General features: G+C 72.4%; 23 protein-coding genes and 1 pseudogene. 13 read left to right on the top strand and 11 right to left on the bottom strand.

Features of this window, described 5'->3' with window-relative positions:
• The first annotated feature begins 1 nt into the window (after position 1).
• From OIE75_RS01550 to OIE75_RS01540, 3 genes are all read left to right on the top strand, one after another.
• Positions 2 to 1,906, top strand: coding sequence for an RICIN domain-containing protein (locus OIE75_RS01550; RefSeq protein WP_443078265.1), 1,905 nt, complete (start codon positions 2 to 4; stop codon positions 1,904 to 1,906).
• A gap of 188 nt (positions 1,907 to 2,094) precedes the next feature.
• The gene (locus OIE75_RS01545) at positions 2,095 to 2,319 is read left to right on the top strand and encodes an MbtH family protein (protein WP_125491385.1); all 225 of its coding nucleotides are present in this window, start codon (positions 2,095 to 2,097) and stop codon (positions 2,317 to 2,319) included.
• Between the two features lie 95 nt (positions 2,320 to 2,414).
• A complete protein-coding gene (locus OIE75_RS01540; RefSeq protein ID WP_329469125.1) occupies positions 2,415 to 3,779 on the top strand; it encodes an APC family permease in 1,365 nt (454 codons plus the stop codon).
• A 68-nt stretch (positions 3,780 to 3,847) separates the two neighbouring features.
• Here OIE75_RS01540 and OIE75_RS01535 read toward each other — a convergent pair.
• Positions 3,848 to 4,600 (bottom strand): annotated as a pseudogene (locus OIE75_RS01535) (CocE/NonD family hydrolase C-terminal non-catalytic domain-containing protein); the annotation flags it as partial.
• Here OIE75_RS01535 and OIE75_RS01530 point away from each other — a divergent pair.
• Complete coding sequence (locus tag OIE75_RS01530; protein ID WP_329469124.1) at positions 4,596 to 4,829, top strand: aromatic amino acid lyase; 234 nt, start codon at positions 4,596 to 4,598, stop codon at positions 4,827 to 4,829. The pseudogene OIE75_RS01535 and the gene OIE75_RS01530 sit on opposite strands and share 5 nt — an antisense overlap.
• Positions 4,830 to 4,850: 21 nt before the next feature.
• Positions 4,851 to 5,159, top strand: a complete 309-nt coding sequence (locus tag OIE75_RS01525) for a hypothetical protein (RefSeq protein WP_329469122.1) — start codon at positions 4,851 to 4,853, stop codon at positions 5,157 to 5,159.
• Positions 5,160 to 5,174: 15 nt separating this feature from the next.
• Here OIE75_RS01525 and OIE75_RS01520 read toward each other — a convergent pair whose 3' ends face one another.
• From OIE75_RS01520 to OIE75_RS01505, 4 genes are all read right to left on the bottom strand, one after another.
• Entirely contained in the window at positions 5,175 to 6,572 is a 1,398-nt protein-coding gene (locus OIE75_RS01520; protein WP_329469120.1) for a M1 family metallopeptidase, read from the bottom strand.
• 76 nt (positions 6,573 to 6,648) lie between these two features.
• Positions 6,649 to 7,560, bottom strand: coding sequence for a hypothetical protein (locus tag OIE75_RS01515; protein WP_307008964.1), 912 nt, complete (start codon positions 7,558 to 7,560; stop codon positions 6,649 to 6,651).
• A 4-nt stretch (positions 7,561 to 7,564) separates the two neighbouring features.
• A complete protein-coding gene (locus tag OIE75_RS01510; protein WP_329469119.1) occupies positions 7,565 to 8,686 on the bottom strand; it encodes a C40 family peptidase in 1,122 nt (373 codons plus the stop codon).
• A 214-nt stretch (positions 8,687 to 8,900) separates the two neighbouring features.
• Positions 8,901 to 9,818 carry a phosphotransferase gene (locus OIE75_RS01505; RefSeq protein WP_307008960.1) on the bottom strand — a complete coding sequence of 306 codons (918 nt, stop codon included), beginning with the start codon at positions 9,816 to 9,818 and terminating at the stop codon, positions 8,901 to 8,903.
• Between the two features lie 129 nt (positions 9,819 to 9,947).
• Between OIE75_RS01505 and OIE75_RS01500 the strand changes: the two genes are divergently transcribed.
• Entirely contained in the window at positions 9,948 to 11,282 is a 1,335-nt protein-coding gene (locus OIE75_RS01500; protein ID WP_329473914.1) for a diacylglycerol/lipid kinase family protein, read from the top strand.
• 25 nt (positions 11,283 to 11,307) lie between these two features.
• Here the strand turns inward: OIE75_RS01500 and OIE75_RS01495 are convergent, their stop codons facing one another.
• Positions 11,308 to 11,895 (bottom strand): TetR/AcrR family transcriptional regulator, encoded by a 588-nt coding sequence (locus OIE75_RS01495; RefSeq protein ID WP_122617947.1) that lies wholly within the window; start codon positions 11,893 to 11,895, stop codon positions 11,308 to 11,310.
• Positions 11,896 to 12,019: 124 nt separating this feature from the next.
• Here OIE75_RS01495 and OIE75_RS01490 point away from each other — a divergent pair, with 124 nt between their 5' ends.
• Positions 12,020 to 12,580 carry a hypothetical protein gene (locus OIE75_RS01490; RefSeq protein WP_329469118.1) on the top strand — a complete coding sequence of 187 codons (561 nt, stop codon included), beginning with the start codon at positions 12,020 to 12,022 and terminating at the stop codon, positions 12,578 to 12,580.
• A gap of 3 nt (positions 12,581 to 12,583) precedes the next feature.
• Here OIE75_RS01490 and OIE75_RS01485 read toward each other — a convergent pair whose 3' ends face one another.
• A complete protein-coding gene (locus tag OIE75_RS01485) occupies positions 12,584 to 13,153 on the bottom strand; it encodes a TetR/AcrR family transcriptional regulator (protein ID WP_307008955.1) in 570 nt (189 codons plus the stop codon).
• A 70-nt stretch (positions 13,154 to 13,223) separates the two neighbouring features.
• Between OIE75_RS01485 and OIE75_RS01480 the strand changes: the two genes are divergently transcribed.
• Positions 13,224 to 14,117, top strand: coding sequence for an NADP-dependent oxidoreductase (locus OIE75_RS01480; RefSeq protein ID WP_329469116.1), 894 nt, complete (start codon positions 13,224 to 13,226; stop codon positions 14,115 to 14,117).
• 10 nt (positions 14,118 to 14,127) lie between these two features.
• Here OIE75_RS01480 and OIE75_RS01475 read toward each other — a convergent pair whose 3' ends face one another.
• From OIE75_RS01475 to OIE75_RS01460, 4 genes are all read right to left on the bottom strand, one after another.
• On the bottom strand, positions 14,128 to 15,003 hold the full coding sequence (locus tag OIE75_RS01475; RefSeq protein WP_329469114.1) for a geranyl diphosphate 2-C-methyltransferase: 876 nt from the start codon (positions 15,001 to 15,003) through the stop codon (positions 14,128 to 14,130).
• A gap of 65 nt (positions 15,004 to 15,068) precedes the next feature.
• Positions 15,069 to 16,127 (bottom strand): family 2 encapsulin nanocompartment cargo protein terpene cyclase, encoded by a 1,059-nt coding sequence (locus OIE75_RS01470; protein WP_329469112.1) that lies wholly within the window; start codon positions 16,125 to 16,127, stop codon positions 15,069 to 15,071.
• A 19-nt stretch (positions 16,128 to 16,146) separates the two neighbouring features.
• Positions 16,147 to 17,589 (bottom strand): family 2B encapsulin nanocompartment shell protein, encoded by a 1,443-nt coding sequence (locus OIE75_RS01465; protein WP_443078264.1) that lies wholly within the window; start codon positions 17,587 to 17,589, stop codon positions 16,147 to 16,149.
• A gap of 243 nt (positions 17,590 to 17,832) precedes the next feature.
• The gene (locus tag OIE75_RS01460; RefSeq protein WP_329469111.1) at positions 17,833 to 19,767 is read right to left on the bottom strand and encodes an SMI1/KNR4 family protein; all 1,935 of its coding nucleotides are present in this window, start codon (positions 19,765 to 19,767) and stop codon (positions 17,833 to 17,835) included.
• Positions 19,768 to 19,895: 128 nt separating this feature from the next.
• On the opposite strand from OIE75_RS01460, the gene OIE75_RS01455 reads away from it, so the two are divergent.
• From OIE75_RS01455 to OIE75_RS01435, 5 genes are all read left to right on the top strand, one after another.
• Positions 19,896 to 20,498 carry a GOLPH3/VPS74 family protein gene (locus OIE75_RS01455; RefSeq protein ID WP_329469110.1) on the top strand — a complete coding sequence of 201 codons (603 nt, stop codon included), beginning with the start codon at positions 19,896 to 19,898 and terminating at the stop codon, positions 20,496 to 20,498.
• A 145-nt stretch (positions 20,499 to 20,643) separates the two neighbouring features.
• Positions 20,644 to 21,738: an NAD(+)/NADH kinase gene (locus OIE75_RS01450; RefSeq protein ID WP_307008946.1), complete on the top strand. Its 1,095-nt coding sequence runs from the start codon at positions 20,644 to 20,646 to the stop codon at positions 21,736 to 21,738.
• Positions 21,739 to 21,766: 28 nt separating this feature from the next.
• Complete coding sequence (locus OIE75_RS01445; RefSeq protein WP_353608942.1) at positions 21,767 to 22,663, top strand: endonuclease/exonuclease/phosphatase family protein; 897 nt, start codon at positions 21,767 to 21,769, stop codon at positions 22,661 to 22,663.
• A gap of 114 nt (positions 22,664 to 22,777) precedes the next feature.
• Positions 22,778 to 23,572 carry an SAM-dependent methyltransferase gene (locus OIE75_RS01440; protein ID WP_307008943.1) on the top strand — a complete coding sequence of 265 codons (795 nt, stop codon included), beginning with the start codon at positions 22,778 to 22,780 and terminating at the stop codon, positions 23,570 to 23,572.
• Positions 23,573 to 23,637: 65 nt separating this feature from the next.
• Positions 23,638 to 24,417: a class I SAM-dependent methyltransferase gene (locus OIE75_RS01435; protein ID WP_329469108.1), complete on the top strand. Its 780-nt coding sequence runs from the start codon at positions 23,638 to 23,640 to the stop codon at positions 24,415 to 24,417.
• The last annotated feature ends 38 nt before the right edge of the window (positions 24,418 to 24,455 follow it).

The following is a 24,455-nucleotide window of genomic DNA, read 5'->3' as shown; positions in this document are numbered from 1 at the left end:
CGTGTCGACCAGTACGAGAACCCGCCTTCCGAGATCCCGGTCCCGCTCCCGTGCCTTAGCCGCCCTCGCCCTGGCCCTCGCCGGCCTCGGGACGGGGGTCACCGGGTCCGGCACCGCGCAAGCAGCCGACCCCGTCGCCCAGGTGTGGGTCACCACACCGGACGGCGCCAAGAGGCTCGCGGCCGAGGGGAGCGTCCCCTTCACCGGCACGCCCCAGTCCGTCGACATCCGCATCGACGCCGGAAGCAGGGGCCGGCGCTTCACGGGCGCGGGCGCGTCCGTGACGGGCGCCTCCGCCCGCCTGATCCAGAGCCTTCCGCAGGACAGGCGCGGTGAGTTGATGCGGTCGTTGTTCTCCACCGCCGGTGACGGCATCGGACTGAACTACCTGCGCCAGCCGCTGGGCAGCACCGACTTCGACGCGACGAACATCCCCTACTCCTACGAGGACACCCCCGGCAGCTTCTCCATCGACCGGGACCGGGCCGAGATCATCCCCGCCCTCAGGCAGGCCACGGCCGTGAACCCGCAGATCCGCTTCATGGGTTCGCCCTGGTCCCCGCCCGCGTGGATGAAGAGCGGCAACTCCCTCAACGGCGGCAGCCTCAAGCCGGAGAACTACCCGGCGTACGCCGATTACCTGGTCAGGGCGATCAAGGCGTACCAGCAGGAGGGCATCGCACTCACCGACCTCACGGTGCAGAACGAGCCCGAGTTCGCGACCAGTTACCCCTCGATGTCGATGACGTCGGCACAGCAGGCCGACTTCCTCAAGGTCCTCGACCCGAAACTCACGGCGGCCGGGCTGCCGACCAACATCCTGGCCTACGACCACAACTGGGACCATCCGAACTACCCACTCGACGTGTTCTCCCGCACGGCGGGCATCAACCGCGTCATCGGCGCCGCCTTCCACTGCTACGGCGGACAGGTCTCCGCGCAGCAGCAGGTCGTCGACGCCGGCAAGCGCGTCTTCTTCACCGAGTGCTCCGGCACCGACAGCTCCGACACGAGCAGGACGTTCGCCGACACCCTGCGCTGGCACGCCGAGAACCTCGTCGTCCAGAACTTCCGCCACGGCGGCGAGACCGTGCTCACCTGGAACCTCGCCCTGGACCGGAACGGCGGCCCCCACCAGGGCCACTGCGCCAACCGGTGCAACGGCGTGGTCGAGATCGCCGGCGGCAACGTGACCCGCAACGCCGAGTACTACGTGCTCGGCCACGTGAGCAAGTTCGTCGCACCCGGCGCCACCCGCATCGGTTCCAGCAGCCAGGGCGCGGGCGGCGTGCAGAACGTCGCCTTCCAGAACCCCGACGGCTCCCGCGTCGCCTACGTCGTCAACACGGCGGCGTCGTCCCAGCGCTTCTCCCTCACCGACGGCGGCAAATCGCTGGCCTACACGCTGCCGGCCGGAGCCGTCGCCACCTTCGTGTGGAGCGACACCGGCGGGGAGCCGACCGGCCCGATCGACCCCGCTTCCTGGTACCGCGTCGTGAACACCGGCAGCGGCGCGTGCCTCGACGCCGCCGACTGGGGGACCGCCAACGGCACCGCCGTGCAGCAGTGGGCCTGTGGCGGCGGCGCCAACCAGTCCTGGCAGTTCCGCCCCACCGGGGACGGGTACTACCAGGCCGTCAACCGCCACAACGGCAAGGCGTGGGACGTGGACGGCGGCTCCGGCGCCACCGCGGACGGCACCCGCGTCCACCTGTGGGACTACGTGGGCGGCACCAACCAGCAGTGGCGCGCCGAACCCACCGGCACCGCGAACCGGTACCGCTTCGTGGCCCGCCACAGCGCCAAGTGCCTGACCGTCGACAACGCCTCCAACACCGACGGAGCCCGCCTCTCCCAGCAGCCCTGCTCCCAGTCGACCGCCCAGACCTTCGCGCTGACCGGCTGACCTGCGCGACCGCGCGGCCGGCGGACAGGCCCCGGGTGTCCCGGCCTGCCCGCCGGCCGACGGCGGTTGCGGGGGCGTCCCGTTGGCCACACCGGACCTCCGGCCCAGGGCGGCCTTCGGAACGTGTGGTGTTGCCCGCCACGGCTAACTAAGGCTAGCCTCGCCTAAGTTGAGCTGAAGGAGGAGTCGTGACCAACCCGTTCGACGACGAGAACGGCGTGTACCTGGTACTCGTCAACGACGAAGGGCAGCACTCCCTCTGGCCCTCCTTCGTGGAGGTGCCGGCCGGTTGGACCGTCGTCCACGGCGAGGACACCCGCGCCGCGTGCCTCGCCTACGTGGAGAAGCACTGGACCGATCTCCGGCCCAAGAGCCTGATCGAGAGCATGGCCTCCGAAACGCCGGTGGGGTAGCGCGCATGCTTCCGCCTGGAGTACGCGGGGGCATGACTCGGTGATCGGCAGGGCAGTCGACACCTGTCCGTGTCAGCCGCCCCAGGGGGAACCTCGTGACGAAAGCCGGAAGCGACGCCGCCGCCTCGCCGGGAGGAGCGGACGACACCCCCCTGAACCGGGCCATCGGCCCCAAGCTGCTGATCCTCTTCGTCATCGGCGACATCCTCGGCACCGGCATCTACGCCACCACCGGCCAGGTCGCGGGCAAGGTCGGCGGCGCGCTGTGGCTGCCGTTCGTCATCGGATTCGCGGTGGCCATCCTGACGGCGGCCTCGTACGTCGAACTGGTCGGCAAGTACCCGAAGGCCGCCGGGGCCGCGCTGTACACGCAGAAGGCGTTCCAGGTCCCGTTCCTCACCTTCATCGTCGCCTTCATGGTGATGTGCTCGGGCCTGTCCTCGGCCAGCGCGGCGGCCCGCGCCTTCAGCGGCGACTACCTCTCCGAGTTCACGGACTTCTTCCCGTCCACGCTCATCGCGATCCTGTTCATCCTCGCCCTCGCCGCCCTCAACCTGCGCGGCGTCTCCGAGTCGGTGAAGACCAACGTCGTCCTCACCCTGGTCGAACTGACGGGTCTCTTCGTCATCCTCGCCGTCGGCGCCTGGGCGGTCCTCACCGGCGACGGCGAACCCTCCCGGCTCGGCGAGTTCCAGGCCGGCGGCTCCGGCTACGCGCTGGTCACCAGCGTGCTCGGCGCGACGGCGCTGGGCTTCTTCGCCTTCGTCGGCTTCGAGGACTCCGTCAACATGGCCGAGGAGACCGTGGACCCCGCGCGCACCTTTCCGCGCGCCATCTTCCTCGGCGTCACCGTCACCGGCACCATCTACGTCCTGGTCGCCCTGATCTCCTCGCTCCTCGTCGACTACCGCGTGCTGGAGGACTCCAGCGGCCCGCTGCTGGAGGTCGTCAAGGCCGGCGGACTCGACTTCCCGCCGAAGCTGTTCGCGCTGATCGCCCTGTTCGCGGTCACCAACTCGGCGCTGATCAACATCATGATGGCGTCCCGCCTCTGCTACGGCATGGCGAACGAACGCATCCTGCCGCGCGCCCTCGGCCGCGTCCTGCCCCGGCGGCGCACACCGGTCGTCGGCATCGTCTTCGTCTCGCTGCTCGCCATCGGTCTGGTCTCCACCGGGGAGATCGCGGGCCTCGGTGACACCACGGCCTTCCTGCTGCTGTGCGTCTTCGCGGTCGTCAACGTCGCCGTCCTGGTCCTGCGCCGCGATCCGGTGGAGCACAAGCACTTCCGCACGCCCACCGTCCTGCCGGTGCTCGGCGCGATCGCCTCGCTGGCCCTGGCCAGCCCCCTCGCCGACCGGCCCGCGGACGTGTACATCCGGGCGGGTGTGCTGGTGGCCATCGGCATCGGGCTGTGGGTGCTGAACAAGACGGTGATGAAGGCCCGGGGCGAGGAGTGAGCCGGAGCGGCTGGTCGTGCGGGACGTGGCCAAGGGCGAGTGGCGGCTGGAGGTCGACCCCCGCTACGGCGGCACGGGCGCTCCTCCTCCAGCGTCGCCGGTGACACCACCTGCAAGGGCTCGGACTGCTCGGGGGCCTCGAAGCGGATGCCGGTGTCCTCGGGGTGCTCCCCGGCGTCCCGCACGGGGAGTTCGAGCGCCGAGCCGGCCGGCTCCAGGACGAAGCCGTCGGAGCCGGCCTGCGGCCAGATCCACGGCCAGTACGCCGAGGAGACGGCGAGCCGGATGCGGTGTCCGGCGGGGAAGGCGTGACCGATGCCGTTGAGCGGAAAGGTCACCGTCTCGGTGGCGCCCGGCGTCCACGGCACGTTGCGGTCCCGGCCCTCGCGGGCCGCGAGGTTGAGCGCGCCGCGGGTCACCAGGGTCGACGACCCGTCCGGCGCGACGTCGCAGAGCCGGGCGACGGCCTGCCCGTACGGCACGTCCATCCGCAGGCGCAGGGTGACCTCGGGGCGCCCGAGGATCTCGACGGGGGCGTCGGTGACGGGGAACTCGAAGCACACCGAGCGGCCGTCCTCCTCCCGCTGGTCGGGCGGCAGGTCGGCGTCGTTGCCGAAGGGGAAGAACCGTCCGGCGTCCACGCCGGTGTGCTGAGGGGACCGTACGACGACCGGGCCGCCGCCGAGGGCATGGGTGGTGGCGGTGACGTACGGCGACGGCCAGGCCGGGTCGCCGACCCAGCGGCCCGGCAGCTCGGGGTAGACGGTGGCCGGCCGGTGCGACTCGCTGATCCAGGAGCGCAGCCGGGGCTCGTCCATGACGGGGTCCGGGGAGCCCCTCTCCGACGATGCGGTGCGGGCCGTGATGGTGATCCGCCTCAACCAGCTCGCCGCCGCCGGCAGCGGCGTACACCCCCGCCTGCTGCGGGCACTGGAGCAGGCGCTGCGGGTCGGCGCGCTGCCCCTCGTGCACACCCGTGGCGCGATCGGCACCGGTGACCTGACGGCCCTGGCGGAGATCGGGCTGACGCTCGCCGGAGAGCTGCCCTGAGCGTCCGGCGGCATCGAACCGGTGCCGATCAGCCCGGGGGACGCGCCGGCCGCGGTGATCTCCCGGGGCCTGGAGGTCCACGCCGGCTTCTCGACCCACGCGGTACGCAGCACCGTCGCCGCGACGGCCGCGTACCGCACGGTCCTGGCCTGTGAACTGCTGGGCGCGGTACGCGCGTTGCGGATGGCGGATGCAGAACTGCCCGACACCCCGCTGCGCGAGGCGTACCGGCTGGCCACGTCCGCGCTGCCGCACATCGCCGAGGACCACCCCCTCAGCTCGGAGATCCAGCGGGCGGAGCGCCTCCTGGACCGCTTCTCGACCCTGTGAGGTCCGCGGCCACCGTCACCTGATGCGGTGGGCCTCCCAGAAGGGACCGAGGTTCTGGTCCGTCACGGCCTGGGCGGCCTTCTTGAAGCCGGCGGTGGTGGAGACGCCGTACCAGTGGCCCTGGGCGTACCGCTTGAGGAGCCGTGCCATGGAGTCGGCGCCGAGGGTGCGCTCCAGGTCGGCCAGCGCGCAGGGCCCGGCCGTGTAGACGAGGTGGTACGAACCCGGGTGCGTCGACCAGTAGTCCATCGAGGACGTCAGCGCGGCGTCCTCGTCCGGCCAGTACACGTCGGCCCAGCAGTCCCGGGTCTCCCAGCCGTAGAACCGGGCGTTGGCGTACTGGGCGAAGCTCTCGTCCAGCCAGGGGGAGGAGTACTCGTCGTTGCCGACGACGCCGTACCACCACTGGTGCGCCAGCTCGTGGACGACGGCGCCGCCCTCCTCGGTCGTGCCGAGCAGGACGAGCCCCGGGTACTCCATGCCGCCGCCGAACCCGGGGGTCATCACCAGGTCGATCTCGCCGTACGGATACCGGCCGAACTCCTCGCCGAACCGGTCGATCGCCGCGAGGGCGTCCGTGCGGGTGAGCCGTACGCCGGCGGCGGGGGTGCCGTCCGCCCAGTACGACTTGACGCGCACGCCCCCCGGCGAGGTGTCCGTGGCCGTCCGGAAGGGGCCGGCCGCCCAGGCGAAGTCCCGCACCCGGTCGGCGACGGCGAGGGTGACCGTACGGCCGGGGTCGCCCGAGGGCACGGTCCGGGTGCGGCCGGTCGTCGGCACCTTCAGGCCCGACGGGTGGTCGAGACGTACCCGGAAGTCGCTCGTCAGGGCGTAGAAGCTCTCGCCGACGGCCATGTACGGGTCGAGGTGCCACCCTCGCGCGTCGTGCACGGCCAGAACGGGCAGCGCGTTGCCGAGGAAGCGGTGGGCGTCCTCGCGGCCGAAGCGGGCGTTGCGGCCGGGGACGGTGAGGGAGACGTCGAAGGCGAGCGAGGCCCGCGCGCCGCGCACGAGGGGCTTCGGCAGGGTGACGCGCAGGGCCGTGCAGTCCACGGAGAGACCCGCGGCCGAACCGCCCCGCACGTCCGAGACCTTGACGGGCGACGGCGCGCCGGCCCTGCCGCACCCGTCCTCACCGTTGCCCCACAGTCGCAGGTACACCTCGCGCAGCGGCCGTTCGGACCCGTTCCGGAACGACACCCGCTGCCGCCCGGTCCAGTGACCGCCGTCGGCGTCGGCGCGCAGGTCCACGTCGTAGCGGGCCCGGTCCGGCGTCGCGGCACCTTCGGACGCCCCCGCCCGGTCCGCCGCGCCGGCGCTCGTGACGCCGGTGCCCATCACCGCGAGCAGCAGGAGGAGCACGAAGAACGGACGGCGACCGGATCGGGACGACCCCGCGGCAATCGGCGACATGGCAGCGCATACTGCCACAACAGGCAGTGTTTCGAACCGGGTTGGGACGGCCTCGGTCCCTCCCGTGGGCAGCGGCTCAGCCGCCTGACCGGCCGGGCCGTCGGGTGAAGCGGCGCAGTCCCCGGCGGGTTGGCTTGAGGGGCCTGTCCTCGGGGGCGGCCGGAGCCGGTGCCGCCGGCAGCGCCGGCGCCGTGGCGGGGGCCGGGCTCTCCACGTACCGGCTGCCCCGTTCGAGCCGGGTCCGGACCGCCTGGGCCATGGCGTGGTGGGACGGATCCTGCAGCAGGCCCTCCGCAGACAACCGCTCCCACATGCGCAGCAGTTCCTGCCCCCGGGTCGCGACCTGGCCCTCGTCCCACAGCCGCTGCCACGCCGCGGTGGCCCGGGCGACCTCGGGTGCGGCCCGGTTCAGGTCGGTGCGGCAGCGGATCCGCGCGACGGTCAGCGCGAGCACGGTGGAGATCATGTAGTCGCCGCGCAGATAGGCGATGTACGCCTCTATCGCCCGTGCCTCCAGGGAGAGTTCGTCCTCCGCGCCCCGGCGCAGCGAGAGGTGCTCGCGCAGCGCACTGGCGAGGACGAACGCGGCGTGCAGCTCCTCGCGCTGCGTGTGCTGGATGATGCGCTCGACGCGGGCGAGCGGGGGGAACGCCTCCTCCTCCGCGGCGGTGCGCTCGCGGCCGGGCGGCAGGTCCTCCTCCTCGGCGATGGTCCGGCTGGAGCCGTCCGGGAGCACCCGCAGGCGCGCCACCTGCTGGGCCGGGCGGTCGATGACGGTCGCCGCCACCGGGGCCCCCAGGGTCCGGGCGAACATGGCGATGGCGTCGAGGATCGCCTCGTTGGCCGGGCGCATGCCGCCCATCTCCAGCAGATGGCCGTTGACCACCGTCGACCCGTCCTCGGCGACGTACGCGTCGAGTCGGATCAGCGGCGGAGCGCTGAGGACGGGCAGGTGCCCCTTGTCACGGGGTGTCGGCGAGTGGGGCATACGCTCAGACTCCGGGTCGGACCACACCGAGGATGGGCATGGAGGCGGCGGGCGCGGTCGTGATCGAGCGTCCGGGCCGTGGGGCGTGGACCATCTGTCCGCCTCCGATGTACATGCCCACGTGCGTGGCGTCGTTGTAGTAGATGATCAGGTCACCGGGGCGCGCGGACGAGAGGCCGACCCGGGTCAGGCCCTGCCACTGCGCCTGCGAGGTACGCGGAATGGGGTGCCCGGCGGCCGCCCACGCGGCGGAGGTGAGTCCCGAGCAGTCGTACGACGAAGGGCCCACGGCTCCCCATACGTAGGGCTTGCCGATCTGGGCCATCGCGAAGCCCACCGCCTTCCCGGCCGCCCCGCTCACGCTCGTCCCGCCGCCCGAGCCGCCCCCGGCGGTGGAACCGCCGCCCGACCCGCCCCCGCCCGCGGAGCCGCCGCTGCCGCCCGAGCCGGAGCCCGGCCACTTGGACTTGGCCTCCTCGGTCCGCTGCCGTTCGAGCGCGGCCAGCCTGCGGGCCTCTTCCTCCTCGAGACCGGCCTCGATGCTCTCGGCCTCGGCGATCTTCTTCTCGATCCGCTCCTTCGCCCCGGCCTTGTCCGCGCGCGTCTTCTTCAGCTTGCGCAGTTCCTCCGCGGCGGCCTCGGTCTGCTCGTCCAGCTCGGCGCGGACGGTCTGCTGGGTCTCGGAGACGTTGACGAGGCCCCGCATGGCCTGGCGGGCCTGCGACGCCTCGTCCAGGGCCTGGTCGGGGTGGTCGCCGAGGAGTAACTGGATGCCGGTGGAGGCCAGATGACCCCCGCGGTACTGCGTCCGGGCGGCCGCGCCGGCGAGGTCGTGCAGGTCGTCCACCCGGTCCTCGGTGCGGGCGAGGTCCTTGCGCAGCGATGTCAGCCGCTTCTCCTGCTTCTTGGCCTTCTCGTTGGCCGCGTTGTACGCCTCGGTGGCCACCTCCGCCTCGCGGTAGAGGCCGTCGAGTTCCGCGCGGACTCCCTCGATGGAGGTGTCGTCCCGGGGGCCGGGATCGTCGGGGGCCGCGTAACTCGGGCCGGGTATCAGGGCCATCGCGCAGACGAGTGCTGCTACGGTGGCCCGGCCCCGCAGCCCTCCGCCGCCGGTCGACACGTTCATCGGCTCCACTTTCAGAGGTCGTGTGCGGGCAGCTCGGACGGGCGGCCTCCGGCCAGCGCGGTCGCCACCACGGGTCACACGGAGATCCGTTCGACCTGTGAACACATTACCCTCACCTGAATGGCCCACCCGGGTATCCCCGCGCGTGTCAACGTCCCCGTAGGCAACTCGCCCACCGAGGTTGGCCGGTTCTTGTCCGTGCCGACGCCCAACCTCAGTTGTGCCTCGTTCCGGTGAGGCGTCGCAGCGCGGCCCGTGCGGGGGGACCCCAGGTGGGCTTGCCACCGGGAAGGCCGCGCTCACCGGCATCCGCGATGAGCAGGCCGCCGAGCGCGTTCGCCGCCGCGTTGCCTCGGGCACGGCGGAGGGTGGCGCTGTCCGGGGACGGCCGGTAGGCGTCGTGGAAGGGGTCGGTGGCTCCGTCCGGCAGCAGGATCCAGGCGGCGGCGAGGTCGCTCGCCGGATCGCCCGCGCAGAGGTCGCCGAAGTCGATCACACCGCAGAACGTGCCGTCCGCCGTGAGGATGTTGGCCGGATGCAGATCGGCGTGGACCCACAGGGGCGGGCCGTCCCACGGGGGAGCGTCGAGTGCGTCCTCCCACACCGCGCGGACGGCGTCCGGGTCGGGGAGGAGGCCCAGGTCGGTGGCCTTGGCAAGCTGGTCGGCGAATCCTTCCGCGCGGTCGGCCAGGGCCCCCGCACGGCCGCGGCCGACCGGGGCTCCGGCGGGTGCGGGCCGGTGAAGTGCCGTCAGGAAGGCGGCCAGAGCACCGGCCGCGTCGGCGGCGCGCGTGACGGGAGCGCGGTCGGCCGGCGTCCCCGGTACCCAGGTGGTGACGATCCACGGCCGCGGGAACCGCTCGGAGGGCTCGCCCAGGCGCTGCGGCACGGGGACGGGCAGCGGCAGGTGCGGGGCGAGCGCGGGCAGCCAGGCGTGTTCCTTCAGCAGGAGTGCGTCCGCGCTCTCCGTCGCCCACGGGAGCCGCACGGCGAGGTCCTCTCCGAGCCGCCACAACTGGTTGTCCCAGCCGCGCGCGCCCAGCCCCAAAGGCCGGTCGGCCAGGTCCGGGTGCTGTTCCTTCAGGAGATCGCGGATCAGCTCCGCGGTGATCTCGGCCTCGGTGTGGGACATGGGGAGCAACAGTAGCCGGACGAGCCCCCGGCAGCGCGGGACCGAATATCGCCTACGGCCCGTCCGGAGGCCGTAGGCTGCCCGGCGGCTCCCGGTCGACGGAGCCTCGGTGAAATGGGGGGCGTGCAGGTGAGCAAGGTCGATCCGTCGGTGAGGGCCCGGTCGTTGGCCCGTTACGCGTTGCTCGCCGCCGTGGCGGCTGTGCTCGTCCTCCTGCTGTCGCTCCTCGACGCGGGCCTCATGATCATCCTGGGCGGGCTCTCGGGACTGGCGGTGTGCGCGGTCGGCGCATGGTGGTTCCTGGCCCATCGGGGTGTCGTGCGGGTGCTGGGCGCGGGGCTCGCCGTGGGCGCGTTGGTGGCCGTGCTGGCGTTGTTCCTGAACGGCGGCCTCTGGTTCACGGCCCCGGTCGGGGTGGTGCTCTGGGCCGGGGCCCTGGGCTGTGCCCGTGGTGCCCTGCGGGCGGACCGGCGGCCGGATCCGGCACCCGCCGCCGTGGAGCCGGGCCGGCGGCCCCGACGGGCGGTCCTCATCATGAACCCGGCCTCGGGCGGCGGGAAGGTGGCACGGTTCGGGCTCGTCGCACGGGCCGAGGCGCTCGGTGCCCGGGTGATCCTGCTGCGGCCGGACATCCACAGCGATGTCGAGGAACTCGCCCGCAAGGCCGTCGCCGAGGGCGCCGACCTGCTCGGCGTCGCGGGCGGGGACGGCACCCAGGCCCTGGTCGCCGCGGTGGCGGCCGAGCACGACCTGCCGTTCCTGGTCATCTCCGCCGGCACCCGCAACCACCTCGCCATGGACCTGGGCCTGGACCGCACCGACCCGTCCCGGTGCCTGGACGCCCTCACCGACGGGGTGGAACTCAGGGTGGACCTGGGTGACGTGGCGGGCCGGGCGTTCGTCAACACCGTGTCGTTCGGGGTGTACGCGGCGATCGTGCAGCGCCCCGAGTACCGCGACGCCAAGGCGGGCACGGCCCTCGACGCGCTGCCGGACCTGCTGGCCGGTGGTGCCGGTGAGCGCCTCGACGCGCTCGCCGACGACCGGCCGGTCGACGGCCAGCAGGCGTTGCTGGTCAGCAACAACCCCTACTCCTCGGCCGACCCGCTCGACGTCGGACGCCGGCCCCGGCTGGACGGGGGCGAACTCGGCGTGCTCGGCATCCGCGTGGACGGTGCCGCGCAGGCGGCCGACCTCGCCGTGCGGGGCTCGATGTCTCCGGCGCTGACCATGCTGACGTCACGGCGGGTGGAGGTCCGCGCCGGTGCCGCGAGCATCCCGGTGGCCGTCGACGGCGAGGCGCTGACGCTGCCCACACCGGTGGTGTGCACCCTGCGACCGCGTGCCCTGCGCGTCCTGGTCCCGCGCGACCGTCCCGGGGCGGTGGACCGGGTACCCGAGCTGGACTGGCGGCGGATCGCCACGCTGGCCCTCGAACGCCCCGCCTCCGGCGCACGTCGCTGAGCGGCGCTGTCGGGCGTCCGACGCCTCAAGCGCCGGTGCGCGCCCGCAGAATTCCCTCGACGCCCTGGAGGAAGGTCTCCGAGACCAGTTCGGGATCGAAGAGGCACCCCGCCGCCATGGCGCCGTCCCGGAGCATGACGAGGTGCCGCCCGTCCGCCTCGGCGGGTGCGTCGCCGGTCCGTGCCAGCAGTTCCGTGACGGTGTCCAGGAACCACGCCCGGTGGGCGAGGACGGCCCGGTGGATCGGGTGGGCGGGGTCCGGGTACTCGGCCACCGCGTTGAGGAAGGCGCAGCCGCGGAAGCCGGGGGAGCGGATGCCCTCCGTGATGGACCTGGCGACGGCCCGGACCTCGTCGGCCGGGGACCGGGCGCCCGCGCGGGCTTCGGCGACCTGCCCCCGGATGCCCCGGTCGGCCAGGTCGAGGTAGGCGAGGACGAGGTCCTCCTTGCCCGAGAAGTGCCGGTACAACGTCGCCCGGGTCACCTTCGCCTCGGCGGTGATCCGGTCGATGCCGACGGAGTGGATCCCCTCCGCGTAGAAGATCCGAGTCGCGGTACCGAGCAGCCGCTCCCGCGCTTCCGACGTGCTGCCGCCTTCTGGGCTCCTACTCATGCGGCCCAAGGTACCAAATCGATGAGGTAGAACGTTCGGTCTTGACAAGCGCAGCGCCGACCCTCTTGTATCGATGAGGAAGAACGAACGTTCTCCCTCATCGCCGCCAGCGAAAGGTACTTCCGTGGACACCCTTGTCAGCAGTACGACCGCCCCCGCCCCCGTGGCCCTGCGCAAGCTGTACTTCCTGCGCTTCGCGTTCGCCGCGGTGTGGGCCGCGCTGCTCTTCGCGGCCGGCGACACGCTCGGACCGGCCGCCGTGACCCTCCTGCTCGTCTATCCCCTGTTCGACGTGGCGGCCGCGATCGTCGACATCCGGTCGGCCAGGGCCGACGGCGGTAGCGCGCCCGCGCTCCACGTGAACATCGCGATCAGCTCACTGGCCGTCGTCGGGCTGGCCGTGGCGGCCACGTCGGGTGTCCCGGCCGTGCTGCGCGTCTGGGGTGTCTGGGCGATCACCGCGGGCATCGTCCAGCTCGTCGCCGGCGCCACCCGCCGGAAGCTGGGCGGCCAGTGGGCCATGATCATCAGTGGCGCCATCTCCACGGTCGCCGGCGCCTCGTTCTTCGCGCAGGCGGGCGGCGACGACGCCGCGCTGACGAGTCTCGCCGGGTACGCCTTCCTCGGCGGCGTGTTCTTCCTGGTCTCCGCGCTCCGGCTGAACCGCGCCCGCAACGGGGCGTGAACGTCAGGTGACCGCCCAGGCCGCCTCGATCATCCGGAAGATCTCGTCCACGGCGGCCTCCGGATCGGCCGCCTCGCGGGCCAGCGCATAGGCGTCGATCACGAACCTCGCGATCGTCCGGCAGGCCGTCGTGGTCCGGGACAGCGAGGGGTCGGCGGCGATGGCCGCCGCCAGCGACTCCGCGTGGCGCAGCCGCATCGACTCCTCGTACTTCCGCAGGGCCGGTGATCCGTCGATCATGCGCCAGACCGGTGCGGCGTCGTCCGCCGTGCAGTGGCGCACCAGGGCCAGGATCTCGTCCCGCAGCGCCGGCATCAGCGGCTCGTCCGGCGCCCGGCCCCCGACCGCGTGCGCGAGCCGTGCCTCGAAGTCCTCGTCCCGCTCGAAGACCAGGGCCTCCTTCGAGGCGAAGTGCGAGAAGAGCGTGGTGACCGCCACGTCGGCCTCGGCGGCCACGTCCCGGATGCCGACCTTGTCGTACCCGCGTTCCAGGAAGAGCCCCATGGCGGTGTCGGCGATCTTCTGGCGGGTCGCGGCCTTCTTGCGCTCGCGGCGTCCGGTCGGTTGCGGCATGCGCTCACGCTATCAGCTGCAAAGGTGTAACCGTTGTTAAAAACTAACCGTTAGTGCTACGGTTTCCGGCATGAAGAAAGTGAGCTTCGCCGAGTTCGGCGGTCCGGAAGTGCTGCGCCTCATAGACGCCGAGGAGCCCCACGCCGGCCCCGGTCAGGTCCGCATCGCGGTGCGGGCGGCGGGTGTGAACCCCGTCGACTGGAGGATCCGCGAAGGCCAGATCCTCCAGGCCCATCCGATCGACTTGCCCTCCGGAGTGGGGCTGGACGCCTCCGGGGTGGTGGACGAGGTCGGCGAGGGTGTCGAAGGGGTCGCGGTCGGCGACCACGTCTTCGGCGAAGGGGCGAGCACCTACGCCGAGTTCGCCGTACTGTCCGCCTGGGCCCGGATGCCCGAGGGGCTGACCTTCGAGGAGGCCGCCGGCTATCCCTCCGTGGTGGAGACGGCGCTGCGCCTCATCCGCGAGATCGGTCTGCGCGCCGGGCAGACGCTGCTGGTCAGCGGCGCTTCCGGCGGAGTCGGTTCGGCGGTGCTGCAGATCGCCCGCGAGCGGGGCATCACGGTGATCGGCACGGCCGGTGCCGCGAACCAGGACTATCTGCGTGGCCTGGGCGCCCTCGCCACCACGTACGGCGAGGGCTGGGTCGAGCGGGTACGGCGGCTCGGGCAGGTCGACGGGGCGCTCGACCTGGCCGGGTCGGGCGTGATCCGTGAACTGGTCGAGCTGACCGGTGACCCGCGGAAGGTGATCTCCATCGCCGACCTCGACGCGCCGCAACTCGGCGTCCGGTTCTCCGGCGTCGCCGGGAGCGTGCCGGACGCGCTGGCCGAGGCCGCCGACCTCATCTCACGCGGGAGGCTCCACATCCCCGTCGAGCAGTCCTACACACTCGCCGAGGCCGCGGCGGCGCACACCGACAGCCGCGCGGGGCACACGCGCGGCCGTCGGGTCGTGATCGTCTGAGCGGATCGGGTCAGACCCGGTCGGCCGCGATCATCAGGTACTGGAAGCTGCCGTTGCGGTAGGCGTTGAGGAAGGTGTCCTCGATACCCGTGACGAGGTGGTCGGCCTCGCGGCGCAGCTCCCAGTAGGGGATCGTGGCCGCGGTCAGGTCCTGGACGTGGACGGGGACGAGCCGGTTGCGGGCCATCGCCCGGAAGTACGCCGAGCGCGGGTGGATGTCGCAGATGTAGTGGGCGTTGATGAGGGACACCTCACGGGAGGCCTGTCCGTAGGTGTCGTTGTAGCAGCCGGTGATCACCACGTACCGGCCGCCGCGGCGCAGCAGGCGGGCGTGCTCGGCGAAGAGCAGGTCCAGCTCGACGTACATCGTGGACTCGTTGTTCCAGGAGGCCGCGTAGGCGCCGGTGGCGAAGCCGGTGTCGAGCATGTTGCGGTGGTGGTAGCGCACCTTGCCGTCGATGCCGCGCTTGCGTGCCTGCTCGTTGGCGAAGTCCGCCTGCTTGGCCGAGATGGTGACCCCGTCGGTGTGGCAGCCGTGCCGCAGATGGGCCACCACGCTGCCGCCGCCGCGTCCGCAGCCGGCGTCGAAGACCCGGTCGTCGGGGGAGAGGTCGCCGAGGTGGGAGGCGAGGAACTCGGCCTGGGCGTGCTCCAGCCGGTGCAGTTCGTGCGTGATCCGCTCCCGGCGCCGGTCCGCGTCCGGTTCGTTCAGCACCGAGGTGTCGGCGTCCCCGATGCCGTAGTGGTGGTGGTACAGGTCGTCGACTCGGCCGAGTTCGAGGTTGACCGGGTTCTCTTCGGCGTTCCAGTAGTCCGCGACACGGTTCTGGTACGTGGACTGGGCGGGTACCTGCGCGGCCTTGGCGCGGGTCTGGGCGGTGGTCAACTGTGGCTCCCTGGTGCTGTGGTGCGTGTTCCGTCGTGCCGTGTGCTCTTGGTGCCGGGCGTCGGTCACCAGTAGTCGGGCAGGCTGTATCGGTCGCTGTTGCTCGCGTGCCACTCGTGGTTGCCCGACACCCAGTCGGCCAGGCCGCGGGCGTATCGCTCGACGAGGGGCGAGGTGGTGGACAGCAGGGCGGACTCCGTTTCGAACGCTTCCATGATCTGGTTGTGGATGTCGACGCTGCGGAGATAGGCGGCCTTCAGACCGCACCGGTCGTTGGCGGCGACCACCTGGGGCAGGTTCAGATGCTCCGGGTCGCTCGCCAGTTCCTTGGTGAACGAGTACAGGTCGTTGACGATGGTGGTGGCGTTGCAGGCGAGGACGGTGATCCGCTGTACCTCGGGGCGGGCGTAGACGGCTTCGGGCAGTTCGTAACCGTCCACCGCGTCGACGATGGACAGACAGGGCCGGAAGTTGTTGAACTGCCGCATCACCAGGTACTCCCAGACGCGCGGCCGGTGACGCGTCTCCGACCAGGAGGCTTCCGCCAGGTACCCGAGGTGCAGCCGGGCGAGGTCGTGCACGAGCCTGGTCGTCTGGCTGGGCGTGGCGAGGGCCGCGTAGTCCTTGAGGGCCCAGTGGTACGACCGCAGCGGACCGTCGGCCTGGACGCCCTGGCGCCAGTCGTTCTCGGCTTCGGGAGTGGAGTGGAAGGGGTCGAGGGCGGACTGGGCGATGATCAGCCGGCCGCCGAGGCCGCGTCGCGCGCCGCCCCGGCCCTCGTCCTCCTCGCAGTAGCAGCTGTCGACGATGTTCTCCGCCAGCAGCAGCTTGCCGGCGACGGTGAGCCGTTCCATGTCGACCGCCTCGGGGTGCTGCAGCGCCACGGCACGGCCGAACTGGAACTGGGAGAAGTCCCCGCTCCACTCCGGGGGGAACAGGTCGAGCGCGCGGGCCCAGGCCTCCAGTCTCTCGTCGATCTCGGCGGACTTGTCCGGGTCGGCGGGGGCGACGGGCCGGTGCTTCAGGCCGGGGATGGTCTTCTCGCGCCGGGCCCGCATGGACCGGGCGGGGTTCGGCGGGCCGGGCAGTGAGAACGCGGCCGTGCCGTTGGTGGAGGTGCTCATGGTCGTGTGCTCCAACTGGTCAGTCGGCAACCCGGCCGAGTTGGACGTTCTCCAGGAGGCCGGCCGCGTCGGGTACGAGGATGGCCAGCGAGTAGTAGGCGGTCACGAGGTAGTTGGTGACGGCGTTCCGGCTGAGGCCCATGTACCGGACGTTCAGCCCGGGTTCGTACTCCTCGGGGATGCCGGTCTGGTAGAGGCCGACGACGCCCTGGTCGGCCTCGCCGGTGCGCAGCGCGAGGATGCTGGTGGTGTGGGAACGGGAGACGGGGATCTTGCCGCACGGGAAGATCGGAATGCCCCGCCAGGCGGGGACGTGGTGCCCGTTCACCGTCGCGGAGCCCGGGACCAGCCCGCGCCGGTTGCACTGCCGGAAGAACGCGGCGATCGCCTTCGGATGGGCGAGGAACAGTCCCGTCCCGCGGCGCATGGAGAGGAGTTCGTCCATGTCGTCGGGGGTGGGCGGTCCCGAGTGCGTGCCGATGCGCTGTCCGTGGTCGACGTTGTGCAGCAGCCCGAAGTCCCGGTTGTTCACCAGCTCCCACTCCTGGCGCTCGCGGATCTCCTGGATGGTCAGCCGCAGCTGCTGCCGCGTCTGGTCCATGGGATCGCCGAAGAGGTCGGCGACCCGGGTGTGCACGCGGAGCACCGTCTGGGTGAGGGACAGCTCGTACTCGCGCGGGGCGAGGTCGTAGTCGACGAAGCCCCCGGACAGCGTGGGCTCACCGCTGTGACCGGCCTGGACCGGCATGTCCGCCTCGCCCCCGCGGTTCGTCGGCAGCCGCTGCCGCTCCGCGTACGCCGCCAGGTGCGCGGCCAGGGAGGGCGCCCGGTCGGTGAACTCACGCAGCGCGTCCCGCGGCAGGGCCAGCACCACTGCCGCCGTCTGGGCACGCACCGACGCCGGCCACACCGGGTCGGGCCGGCCGATCGCCTCGTCCCCCACCGGTTCGCCGTCGCCGACGACACCGACCACCGCCTCCCCGCCGTACCGACCCACGGCGAGACGGGTGAAGCGGCCGTGGACGACCAGGTAGATCTCGGTGACCGGCCGACGGGCCTCGCACAGCGCTTCACCCGCTCGCACCTGGCGGACCGAGAAGCGGCCGGCCAGCTCCGTCAGGACCTCCTGGTCCGCGTAGCCCCGCAGCACGGGCAGCTCGGTGAGGGTCCGCGGAATCACCCGGACGTCGTCGGCGCCGTTCTGCTCGAACTGGACCCGCCCCCGCCCGACCCGCAACCGCAGCCGGCGGTTGACCCGGTAGGCCCCACCCCTGACGTCCACCCACGGCAGCTTCCTGATCAGCCACCGGGAGGAGATGCCCCGCATCTGGGGCTCGGACTTGGTGGTCGTCGCCAGCTGACGCGCGGCACGGGTGCCGAGGCTGGTGGGCGGGTTCTCGGCGGATGCCGCGGGACCGTGGTCCGGGGTGGCCAGACCTGTGGCGCTGTCCTGAGCGGACAATTTCCCTCCAGGAAGGGCGAGCGGTAGTGAGCGGAACGACCCGTGAGGCACAAGTGGACCGTGCGCTTCAGCAAGACAACCAGCGCCGGGCGGCGTGCCGGTAGGCGCGAAGGGGGGCGGCCTGCACACCACGAGGCACAAACATCCCTGATGAGGCGCAGAGCGCGCGAAGCACCCACCCGCACGCCCCACCTCTGCTCCGTCACCCCGGACGGTTCACGGTTCGCGAGAGCGGCGGCGTCCTCACCGTCCGGGGTCTGCCTGTTCTCCCCGTGGTTCGCGTCCCATGCAGATCTCGACGACCCGGTACGTCTCTCCGTCCCGGGGCGCTCGCGTCCAGGAGCGCGTGGTGACCGTGTGCAGCCGTCCGTCGTCGATCGCCCGGCGCGGCAGACGCGCGCCGAACTCCTGCGCCACCGCTTCCAGCAGCAGCCGTTCCGCCTCGGGACGGGGTTCCGTGCCGTCCAGGAACCGGCTCGGGTCCAGCGCACGCGGTGGCTCCCCGTCGGACCGGACCTGCCCCTCCGCGTACGTGACCGCGTACTGCTCGGCACCGTCCTGGGCCACCGACAGGTGGAAGAACGGCTCCCCGTGCCGGTCCCGCAGGCCGCACCCCACCACCACAGCGCGCGTGCCCGCACTGGCAGCCGCGGCGGGAGAGACGAAGTACTGCGGCGAGAACGGCCCGGGGTCGTGGTCGAAGGCAAAACTCCAGCCGGCCCCGGCCCGGCCGACCGCCATCACCGCCCTGTCCTCGTAGGACGGGTACTTCCCGCCCTCCCCCCGCGACCTGCCGCGCGCCTCCGACCGGGTCAAGGGTTCGCCCAGCACGGCGCCGTCCTCGTCCGCGAGACGTCCGGGTAACTCCTCCGGCTCCACACCCTCCACCAGGACGAACCGGTAGGAGGCGCGCCCGCCCCCCGGACTCGGCTCCGCCAGCCAGGCCAGGCCGGCCGGGTCCAGATCGGCCGTCGGCCGCGGCGCGTCACCGGCCTGCCCGCCCCGCGGCGTGGACAGCAGTTCCCGCCCCCGCTCCGGTGTCAGCAGCGGCCCGAGGAACGGGTCGGCGATCCACCCCAGTGGCGCCAGATGATCCGGCCCCAGCGGCTCCCACAGCGGCAGCGCGCTCCTCAGCGTCCGCCACGCCCCGTCGGTGTCGCCCCACCGCGCCAGCTCCCGGGCCCGCTCGACCGCCTCCCCGAAGGGTCCGCCGGGCGCGTACCGGTACGTGCGGTCCCTCACTCGTGCCAGAGTCGCGTGAGCCCGCGACACCAGTTCGTCGTCGGCGCCCCGCAGTTGGAACCGCAGCGTGGAGTCGTCCCGGTACGAGTGCCGCGCGAACTCGGCGATCAACGGCGGTAGCAGGTCGGGCGCGTACCGCGAGTCCGTCACCAGGTCCTCGAAGTTCACCGGCGAGGTGTCACTCAGCAGGCGCCGTATCTGGTCGCCCAGCCCGCCCGCCCGCGGTCTGCCGTATCCCTTGGCCTCCTCCAGTGCCCGCCCGGCCCCCTCCCAGTCGCCGCGCAGTGCCGCCGTTCGGGCCCCCTCCACCTGGGCGTCCAGCCTGCGTGTCGTGTCGTTGACGAACGCCGGGGCCCCGTCCCCCGGGAGAGCGCGCAGGCTGTGGAACTCGCGGTGCATGTCCCGCATGAACTCGAGGAAGTTGGCGTGCCGCACCGGTGGCGCCGCCTGCCAGCCCGCCCAGGTGTACACCGCCCACTCACCGTCCTCGTCCACGTCCTCGGGATCCATGAGGACGTACATGGCGTCGGACTCCACGTCGAGCTGAAGCCCTCGCCGCCACAGGCCGGCCTCGCGCCACTCCTCGTCCTCCGAGTCCGCGTCCAGGTACTCCTCGAACATGACCGCGAGTCCGGACTCGTCGTCGTGCCAGCGCGCGTCAGCGGTCCCCGCCAGTCGCCACACGAATCCGCCGGCGTGCCGCCACCCGTCGCTGACCTTGAGGAACTCCCGGTACGACGGGGGCATCCGCCGGCCGAGGCGCTTCTCCACGGCCGTGACGCGCTCCTCGGACGCGGGCGGGGACCCCAGCCAACCCGCCCGCCGGGCCTCCTGGTCGTCCTCTCCCCGCCCCTCGTCGTCCGCCATGCCGTCCGCCCACTCCGCGCTCCACATGAGGAGGAAACGCCGCCAGTCGAAGGCCTTCGTGTCCGTCATGAGCCCGATGCTGCCACCAGCCACTGACAGCGTCCCGGCGAGCGCCGGGACCGGCCGGTGCCCGTGGGTAGGCTGAACCGATCACTGCCGCGTATCCCGGCACTCGTGACAGATGTGGAGCCCACGCCATGACCACAGCGCACGACCTGACGATCGTCTCACTGGAGGCGCGTACCGAGTATCCCGTCGAGCGCGGCGATCTCTCGCTGGCCCTCGCCGGAGCCGAACTGGCCGACCTGCTGGAAGCCGGCGCGGTGTCCCTGGACGGGTCCGTTCTCCGCCCGGTGGAGCGGCCGGGGTCCGGTGACCCCATGCTGGACGCGGCGGCGTCCGAGGTCGGGAAGGAACCGGACGAGTCGGTGGAGGACTGGCTGTGGCGCCGGGGGCGGGGACTGGCGGCCGAGTACGTCGCCGCCGAAGGGGCGGAGGACACCCGCCGCAAGCGGCCGCGCTGGATGGGGCGGCGCGACGCCGACCGGCCGGCCCCGGCCGATCCGGAGACACGCCGGCGGGCCACCGACCGCTGGGCCTCCGGCGACCCCGTGCTGGTGGGCCTCGCGGCCGCGGTCGGAATCCACCACGAGTCGGCCGACCGGGTCGAGGACCCCGAGGACGACGGGATCGCGGCCGTGCTCGCCGCGGTGAACGACGCCGTGGTGGAACTGGCCGCCATCAGGCAGCGCCGCAGCATCGAGGACGCCGCCTTCGACAACATCTGGCGCGGACTGTGACGGCCGGCCGGAACGCCTGAAGCCACCCGGCGCGCGCGGCCTTCCCGCCCGTCGGCATGTCGCGGCCCGGCCCGCCTGACGGTCGGCGAGGATTCCGGCAGAGCACGCCCTTGGCGAATCCGGACGAACGCGCAGGGAGGCAGCGGTGACGGTCGAGCGGGTCGGACTCGTGGTGCACGGTGGCCGCGAGGGCGCGGCGGCGGCGGCGCGGGACGTCCGGCAGTGGTGCCACGAGAACGCGGTCGGATGTGCCGACATCGACGTGTGGAGCGGCGAGGGCCGGCGCAGCGCCCGGGAGGAGGTCGAGGCGGCCGGCGACCCGGACCTCGTCGTCACCCTGGGTGGCGACGGCACCTTCCTGCGCGGTGCCCGGCTGGCGGCCGAGAACGACGCGCTGATCCTGGGCGTGGACCTGGGCCGGGTCGGGTTCCTGACCGAGGTCCCGGCACCGGCGGTGCGCGCCGCCCTCGACGCCGTCCGGGACGGTGGTGTGGACCCGGAGAACCGCATGCTGCTCACCCTCAGGGCCTCCCGTCCGCTGGAGATCCCGTCGGAGATGGAGGCCCTGCTGCGGTACGGGCGGGGCCCGTTGCTGCCGCCGCCGCGCGTGCGCACGGACTGCGAGAGCGGTGGTGAGTGGGGCATCGCGCTGCACGTCACCGCCCTCAACGACGTCGTACTGGAGAAGCTGTCCCGGGACCGGCAGATCTCCGTCGGGGTCTACGTCTCCGGCCGCCTCCTGGCCTCGTACTCCGCCGACGCCCTGCTGGTCGCCACCCCGACGGGCTCCACCGCCTACAGCTTCGCGGCGGGCGGCCCGGTGGTCTCCCCCCGGGCCGAGGCGCTCGTCTTCACCGCGGTGGCCCCGCACATGACCTTCGACCGCTCGGTGGTCACCGCGCCCGACGAACCCGTCGGGCTGCGCATCCTCGAACGGTCCGGACAGGCCGCCGTGAGCATCGACGGACAACTGCGCGGCGTCCTCGACCCCGGGGACTGGCTCGGCGTCTACGCCGCGCCCCGCCGACTGCGGGCGGTGCGGCTCGGGCCCATGGACTTCTACGGACGGCTGCGCGAACGCATGCGGCTGACCGACGCCCCCGCGGCGGTCGCCGACGGCACCCCCGCGCCCCTGTGGCCGGTGAGCACGCCCCCGCCCGGGGACCTCGCCCACCTGGCGATGCCCCTGCCGGTGGCCGGCGGGACCACGGCCGAGGATGTCTCGCCGGGCGGCGCGTGACATAACCTCTCCCAAGGAGACGTCAGTTGTGGCGTGGGTCCACGGGCAGGAGGCGCTGGTGCTCAGGAAGGGCGGCTCGCGATGGCTCGCGTGCGCCGTGGCCGGGGTGTGTCTGCTGCTCCTGGGCCCGAGTGCGCCGGACGAGGGGGCTCCCTTCACCAGGGCACTGCCCGTCGACGCCGTCACGGACGTCGTGCCGAACCGGGTCATGACGTGGAACCTCTGCAACCCCTGCGACGCGAGCAACGTCGACCGCGCGGCGGAGATCGCGACGTACGCCCCCCAGGTCGTCGGCATGCAGGAAGCGTGCGCACGTGACGTCGAGAAGATCCGGGACTACCTGGAGGTCTTCTACGGCCTGCGCTACCACGTCGCGTACGGCTCGGTCCTGCAGAACTGGAGCCGCTGCGGGGGAGCGCCGTGGAACCCGGGCGGGTTCGGCCAGGCGCTCCTGTCGGCGGCGCCGATGACGGACCGCGTCGAGGTGGAGTATCCCGAGGGCGGTTCCGAGGACCGCGGGTACATGGCGGTCACCACCACTGTCGGCGGCCAGTCCGTCCGGGTCTTCAACACCCACCTCGCCCAGCGCCGCCAGGAGGAGTACCGCGACGGCCAGACCCGGGTACTGGCGAAGGCCGTCGCCCGGCACGACCGCGCCATAGTCCTCGGCGACTTCAACGCCGTACCGGACGCGCCCGAACTCCGCCGCCTATGGGCCCTGGCCACGGACACGGACCCCGCGTGCCGTCCGGCACCGGACGCGGGCTGCGCCCCCACCACCGAATGGCAGAGCAAGTTCGACTACGTCTTCCTGCGCGGCCTGGCACCGCTGCGGCACCGGGTACAGCGGAGCGAGTACTCGGACCACTACCTGCTCCACACCGACGTGGACCCCACGCGGCGGATGGACGAGCCGGGGACTTGAGCCCCGACGCGACGTCATGGTTCACGGTCGGGTGCACGCCGCACTGCTCGCACCGCCCGGGTGCTGGAGCAAAGTGGTGGCCGACGGGCTCTGTTGGGGGAGAGGATGGGAGCCATGACGGGAGAGATTTCCTCCATCGACAGCACCAGGCCCAGTATCGCCCGCGTCTACGACTACCTGCTCGGCGGCAAGGACAACTACGCCGTGGACCGGGAGATCGGCGACGTGTTCAAGCGTGACCTTCCCGGTTCGGTGGCGATTGCCTTCGCCAACCGGGCCGCCTTGGTCCGGGCGGTGGGGGAGATCGTCGCGACCACGGAGGTGCGGCAGTTCATCGACCTGGGCAGTGGCCTTCCCACCGCGGACAACGTCCATCAGGTCGCCCAGCGACAGGACCCGCAGGCCCGGGTGGTGTACGTGGACACCGACCCCCAGGTGCTGGTCCACGGACGGGCGTTGCTGGAGGAGAACGACCTGACCCGGGTGGTCCCGGTCGATGTGCGCGACCCCGAAGCGGTGCGGAGCCACCCGGACATCGTGGAACTGATCGACTTCGACCGCCCCGTCGCCGTCATGTTCAGCGCCATCCTGCACCACGTCAACGACGAGGAGGATCCCGCCGGCATCGTCCGCTACTGGCACGACCAAGTGCCCGCGGGGAGCCACTTCTTCGTCAGCCACTTCCGATGCGGGAACAACCCGGAGACGGCGGAGGCCGAGAAGGTCCTCCAGGGGACGTTCGGCCGCGGCCGGTGGCGGACCGACGACGAGATCGAGTCCCTGCTGGACGGCTTGGAGATCCTCGAACCCGGAATCGTCCCGGCGTCCCTGTGGCGCTCCGGGGCCGCCGCGCGGGAACTCACCGTGTGGGAACGCCTCATCGCCGCCGGGATGGCCCGCAAGCGGTGAAGAGGCCCGCGAGCGGTGAAGGGAACGGGCTGGCGGGGCGGCGGCGGTCCGAGTAGCGTCACCGTGTGGATCACGACGAACGACCCGCTCACGCCTCGTCGTTCGGGGCGGCGGCGGTCGAGTACGCCGCACACCGTCCGGACTACGCGCAGGCTGCGGTGGACTGGGCACTGGCGCCTGCCCCCGGCCCGCGCGTGCTCGACCTCGGCACCGGGACCGGCAAGCTGACCGCCACGCTCGTCGCCCTCGGTGCCGAGGTCGTCGCGGTCGAGCCCGACCCGGCGATGCTCGGTGAGTTGCGCCGCTCGCTGCCCGACGTGCGTGCCCTGCGGGGGAGCGCCGAGGCGATCCCGCTGCCGGACGCCTGCGTCGACGCCGTACTGGCCGGCAACGCCATGCACTGGTTCGACATGGCCGTCGCCGGACCCGAGATCGCCAGGGTCCTCGCACCCGACGGCGTCCTGGCCGGCCTCTGGAACCTCCTCGACGACCGGACCGATTGGGTTGCCGAACTCGCCCGGATCGGCGGCGGCGCGGCCGTCGGCCCACGTGACACGCCCGCCGCCTGGCGGGCCGAGGCGGCCGGCATGCACCTACCGGAGCCGCCGGCTGCCGCCCGCTTCGGCTCCCCGGAGCAGGCCGAGTTCGCTCATGCGCAGCGCCGCACCGCCGATTCCCTCGTCGCGACCCTCGCCACACGCGCGGGGCTGCTGGTCATGCCGGAACCGGAACGAGCGGCCACGCTGGACCGGATCCGCGCGTTCCTGGCCGGCGCGACGGAGACCGCCCGTGGCGAGTTCACCCTTCCGATGCTGACGGGCGTTCTCCGCGTCCGGCGACTGTGAAACCGTGGCCCGAGAGAGTGCGTCTCTCAGGAGAGGTA

It is taken from the genome of Streptomyces sp. NBC_01723, from assembly GCF_036246005.1.
In the GTDB taxonomy this organism is placed as follows: Bacteria; Actinomycetota; Actinomycetes; order Streptomycetales; family Streptomycetaceae; genus Streptomyces.
Note: the sequence above shows the minus strand (reverse complement) of the source record. Positions and strands in the feature narration are given on the sequence as shown.

Bases quoted from the DNA above. Each gene is read 5' to 3' on its own strand.
- OIE75_RS01440 (WP_307008943.1), top strand. From the start codon at position 22,778: ATGACGGGAGAGATTTCCTCCATCGACAGCACCAGGCCCAGTATCGCC.
- OIE75_RS01460 (WP_329469111.1), bottom strand. From the start codon at position 19,767: ATGACGGACACGAAGGCCTTCGACTGGCGGCGTTTCCTCCTCATGTGG.
- OIE75_RS01480 (WP_329469116.1), top strand. From the start codon at position 13,224: ATGAAGAAAGTGAGCTTCGCCGAGTTCGGCGGTCCGGAAGTGCTGCGC.
- OIE75_RS01505 (WP_307008960.1), bottom strand. From the start codon at position 9,818: ATGTCCCACACCGAGGCCGAGATCACCGCGGAGCTGATCCGCGATCTC.
- OIE75_RS01520 (WP_329469120.1), bottom strand. From the start codon at position 6,572: ATGTCGCCGATTGCCGCGGGGTCGTCCCGATCCGGTCGCCGTCCGTTC.
- OIE75_RS01485 (WP_307008955.1), bottom strand. From the start codon at position 13,153: ATGCCGCAACCGACCGGACGCCGCGAGCGCAAGAAGGCCGCGACCCGC.
- OIE75_RS01515 (WP_307008964.1), bottom strand. From the start codon at position 7,560: ATGCCCCACTCGCCGACACCCCGTGACAAGGGGCACCTGCCCGTCCTC.
- OIE75_RS01455 (WP_329469110.1), top strand. From the start codon at position 19,896: ATGACCACAGCGCACGACCTGACGATCGTCTCACTGGAGGCGCGTACC.
- OIE75_RS01530 (WP_329469124.1), top strand. From the start codon at position 4,596: ATGACGGGGTCCGGGGAGCCCCTCTCCGACGATGCGGTGCGGGCCGTG.
- OIE75_RS01470 (WP_329469112.1), bottom strand. From the start codon at position 16,127: ATGAGCACCTCCACCAACGGCACGGCCGCGTTCTCACTGCCCGGCCCG.
- OIE75_RS01510 (WP_329469119.1), bottom strand. From the start codon at position 8,686: ATGAACGTGTCGACCGGCGGCGGAGGGCTGCGGGGCCGGGCCACCGTA.
- OIE75_RS01495 (WP_122617947.1), bottom strand. From the start codon at position 11,895: ATGAGTAGGAGCCCAGAAGGCGGCAGCACGTCGGAAGCGCGGGAGCGG.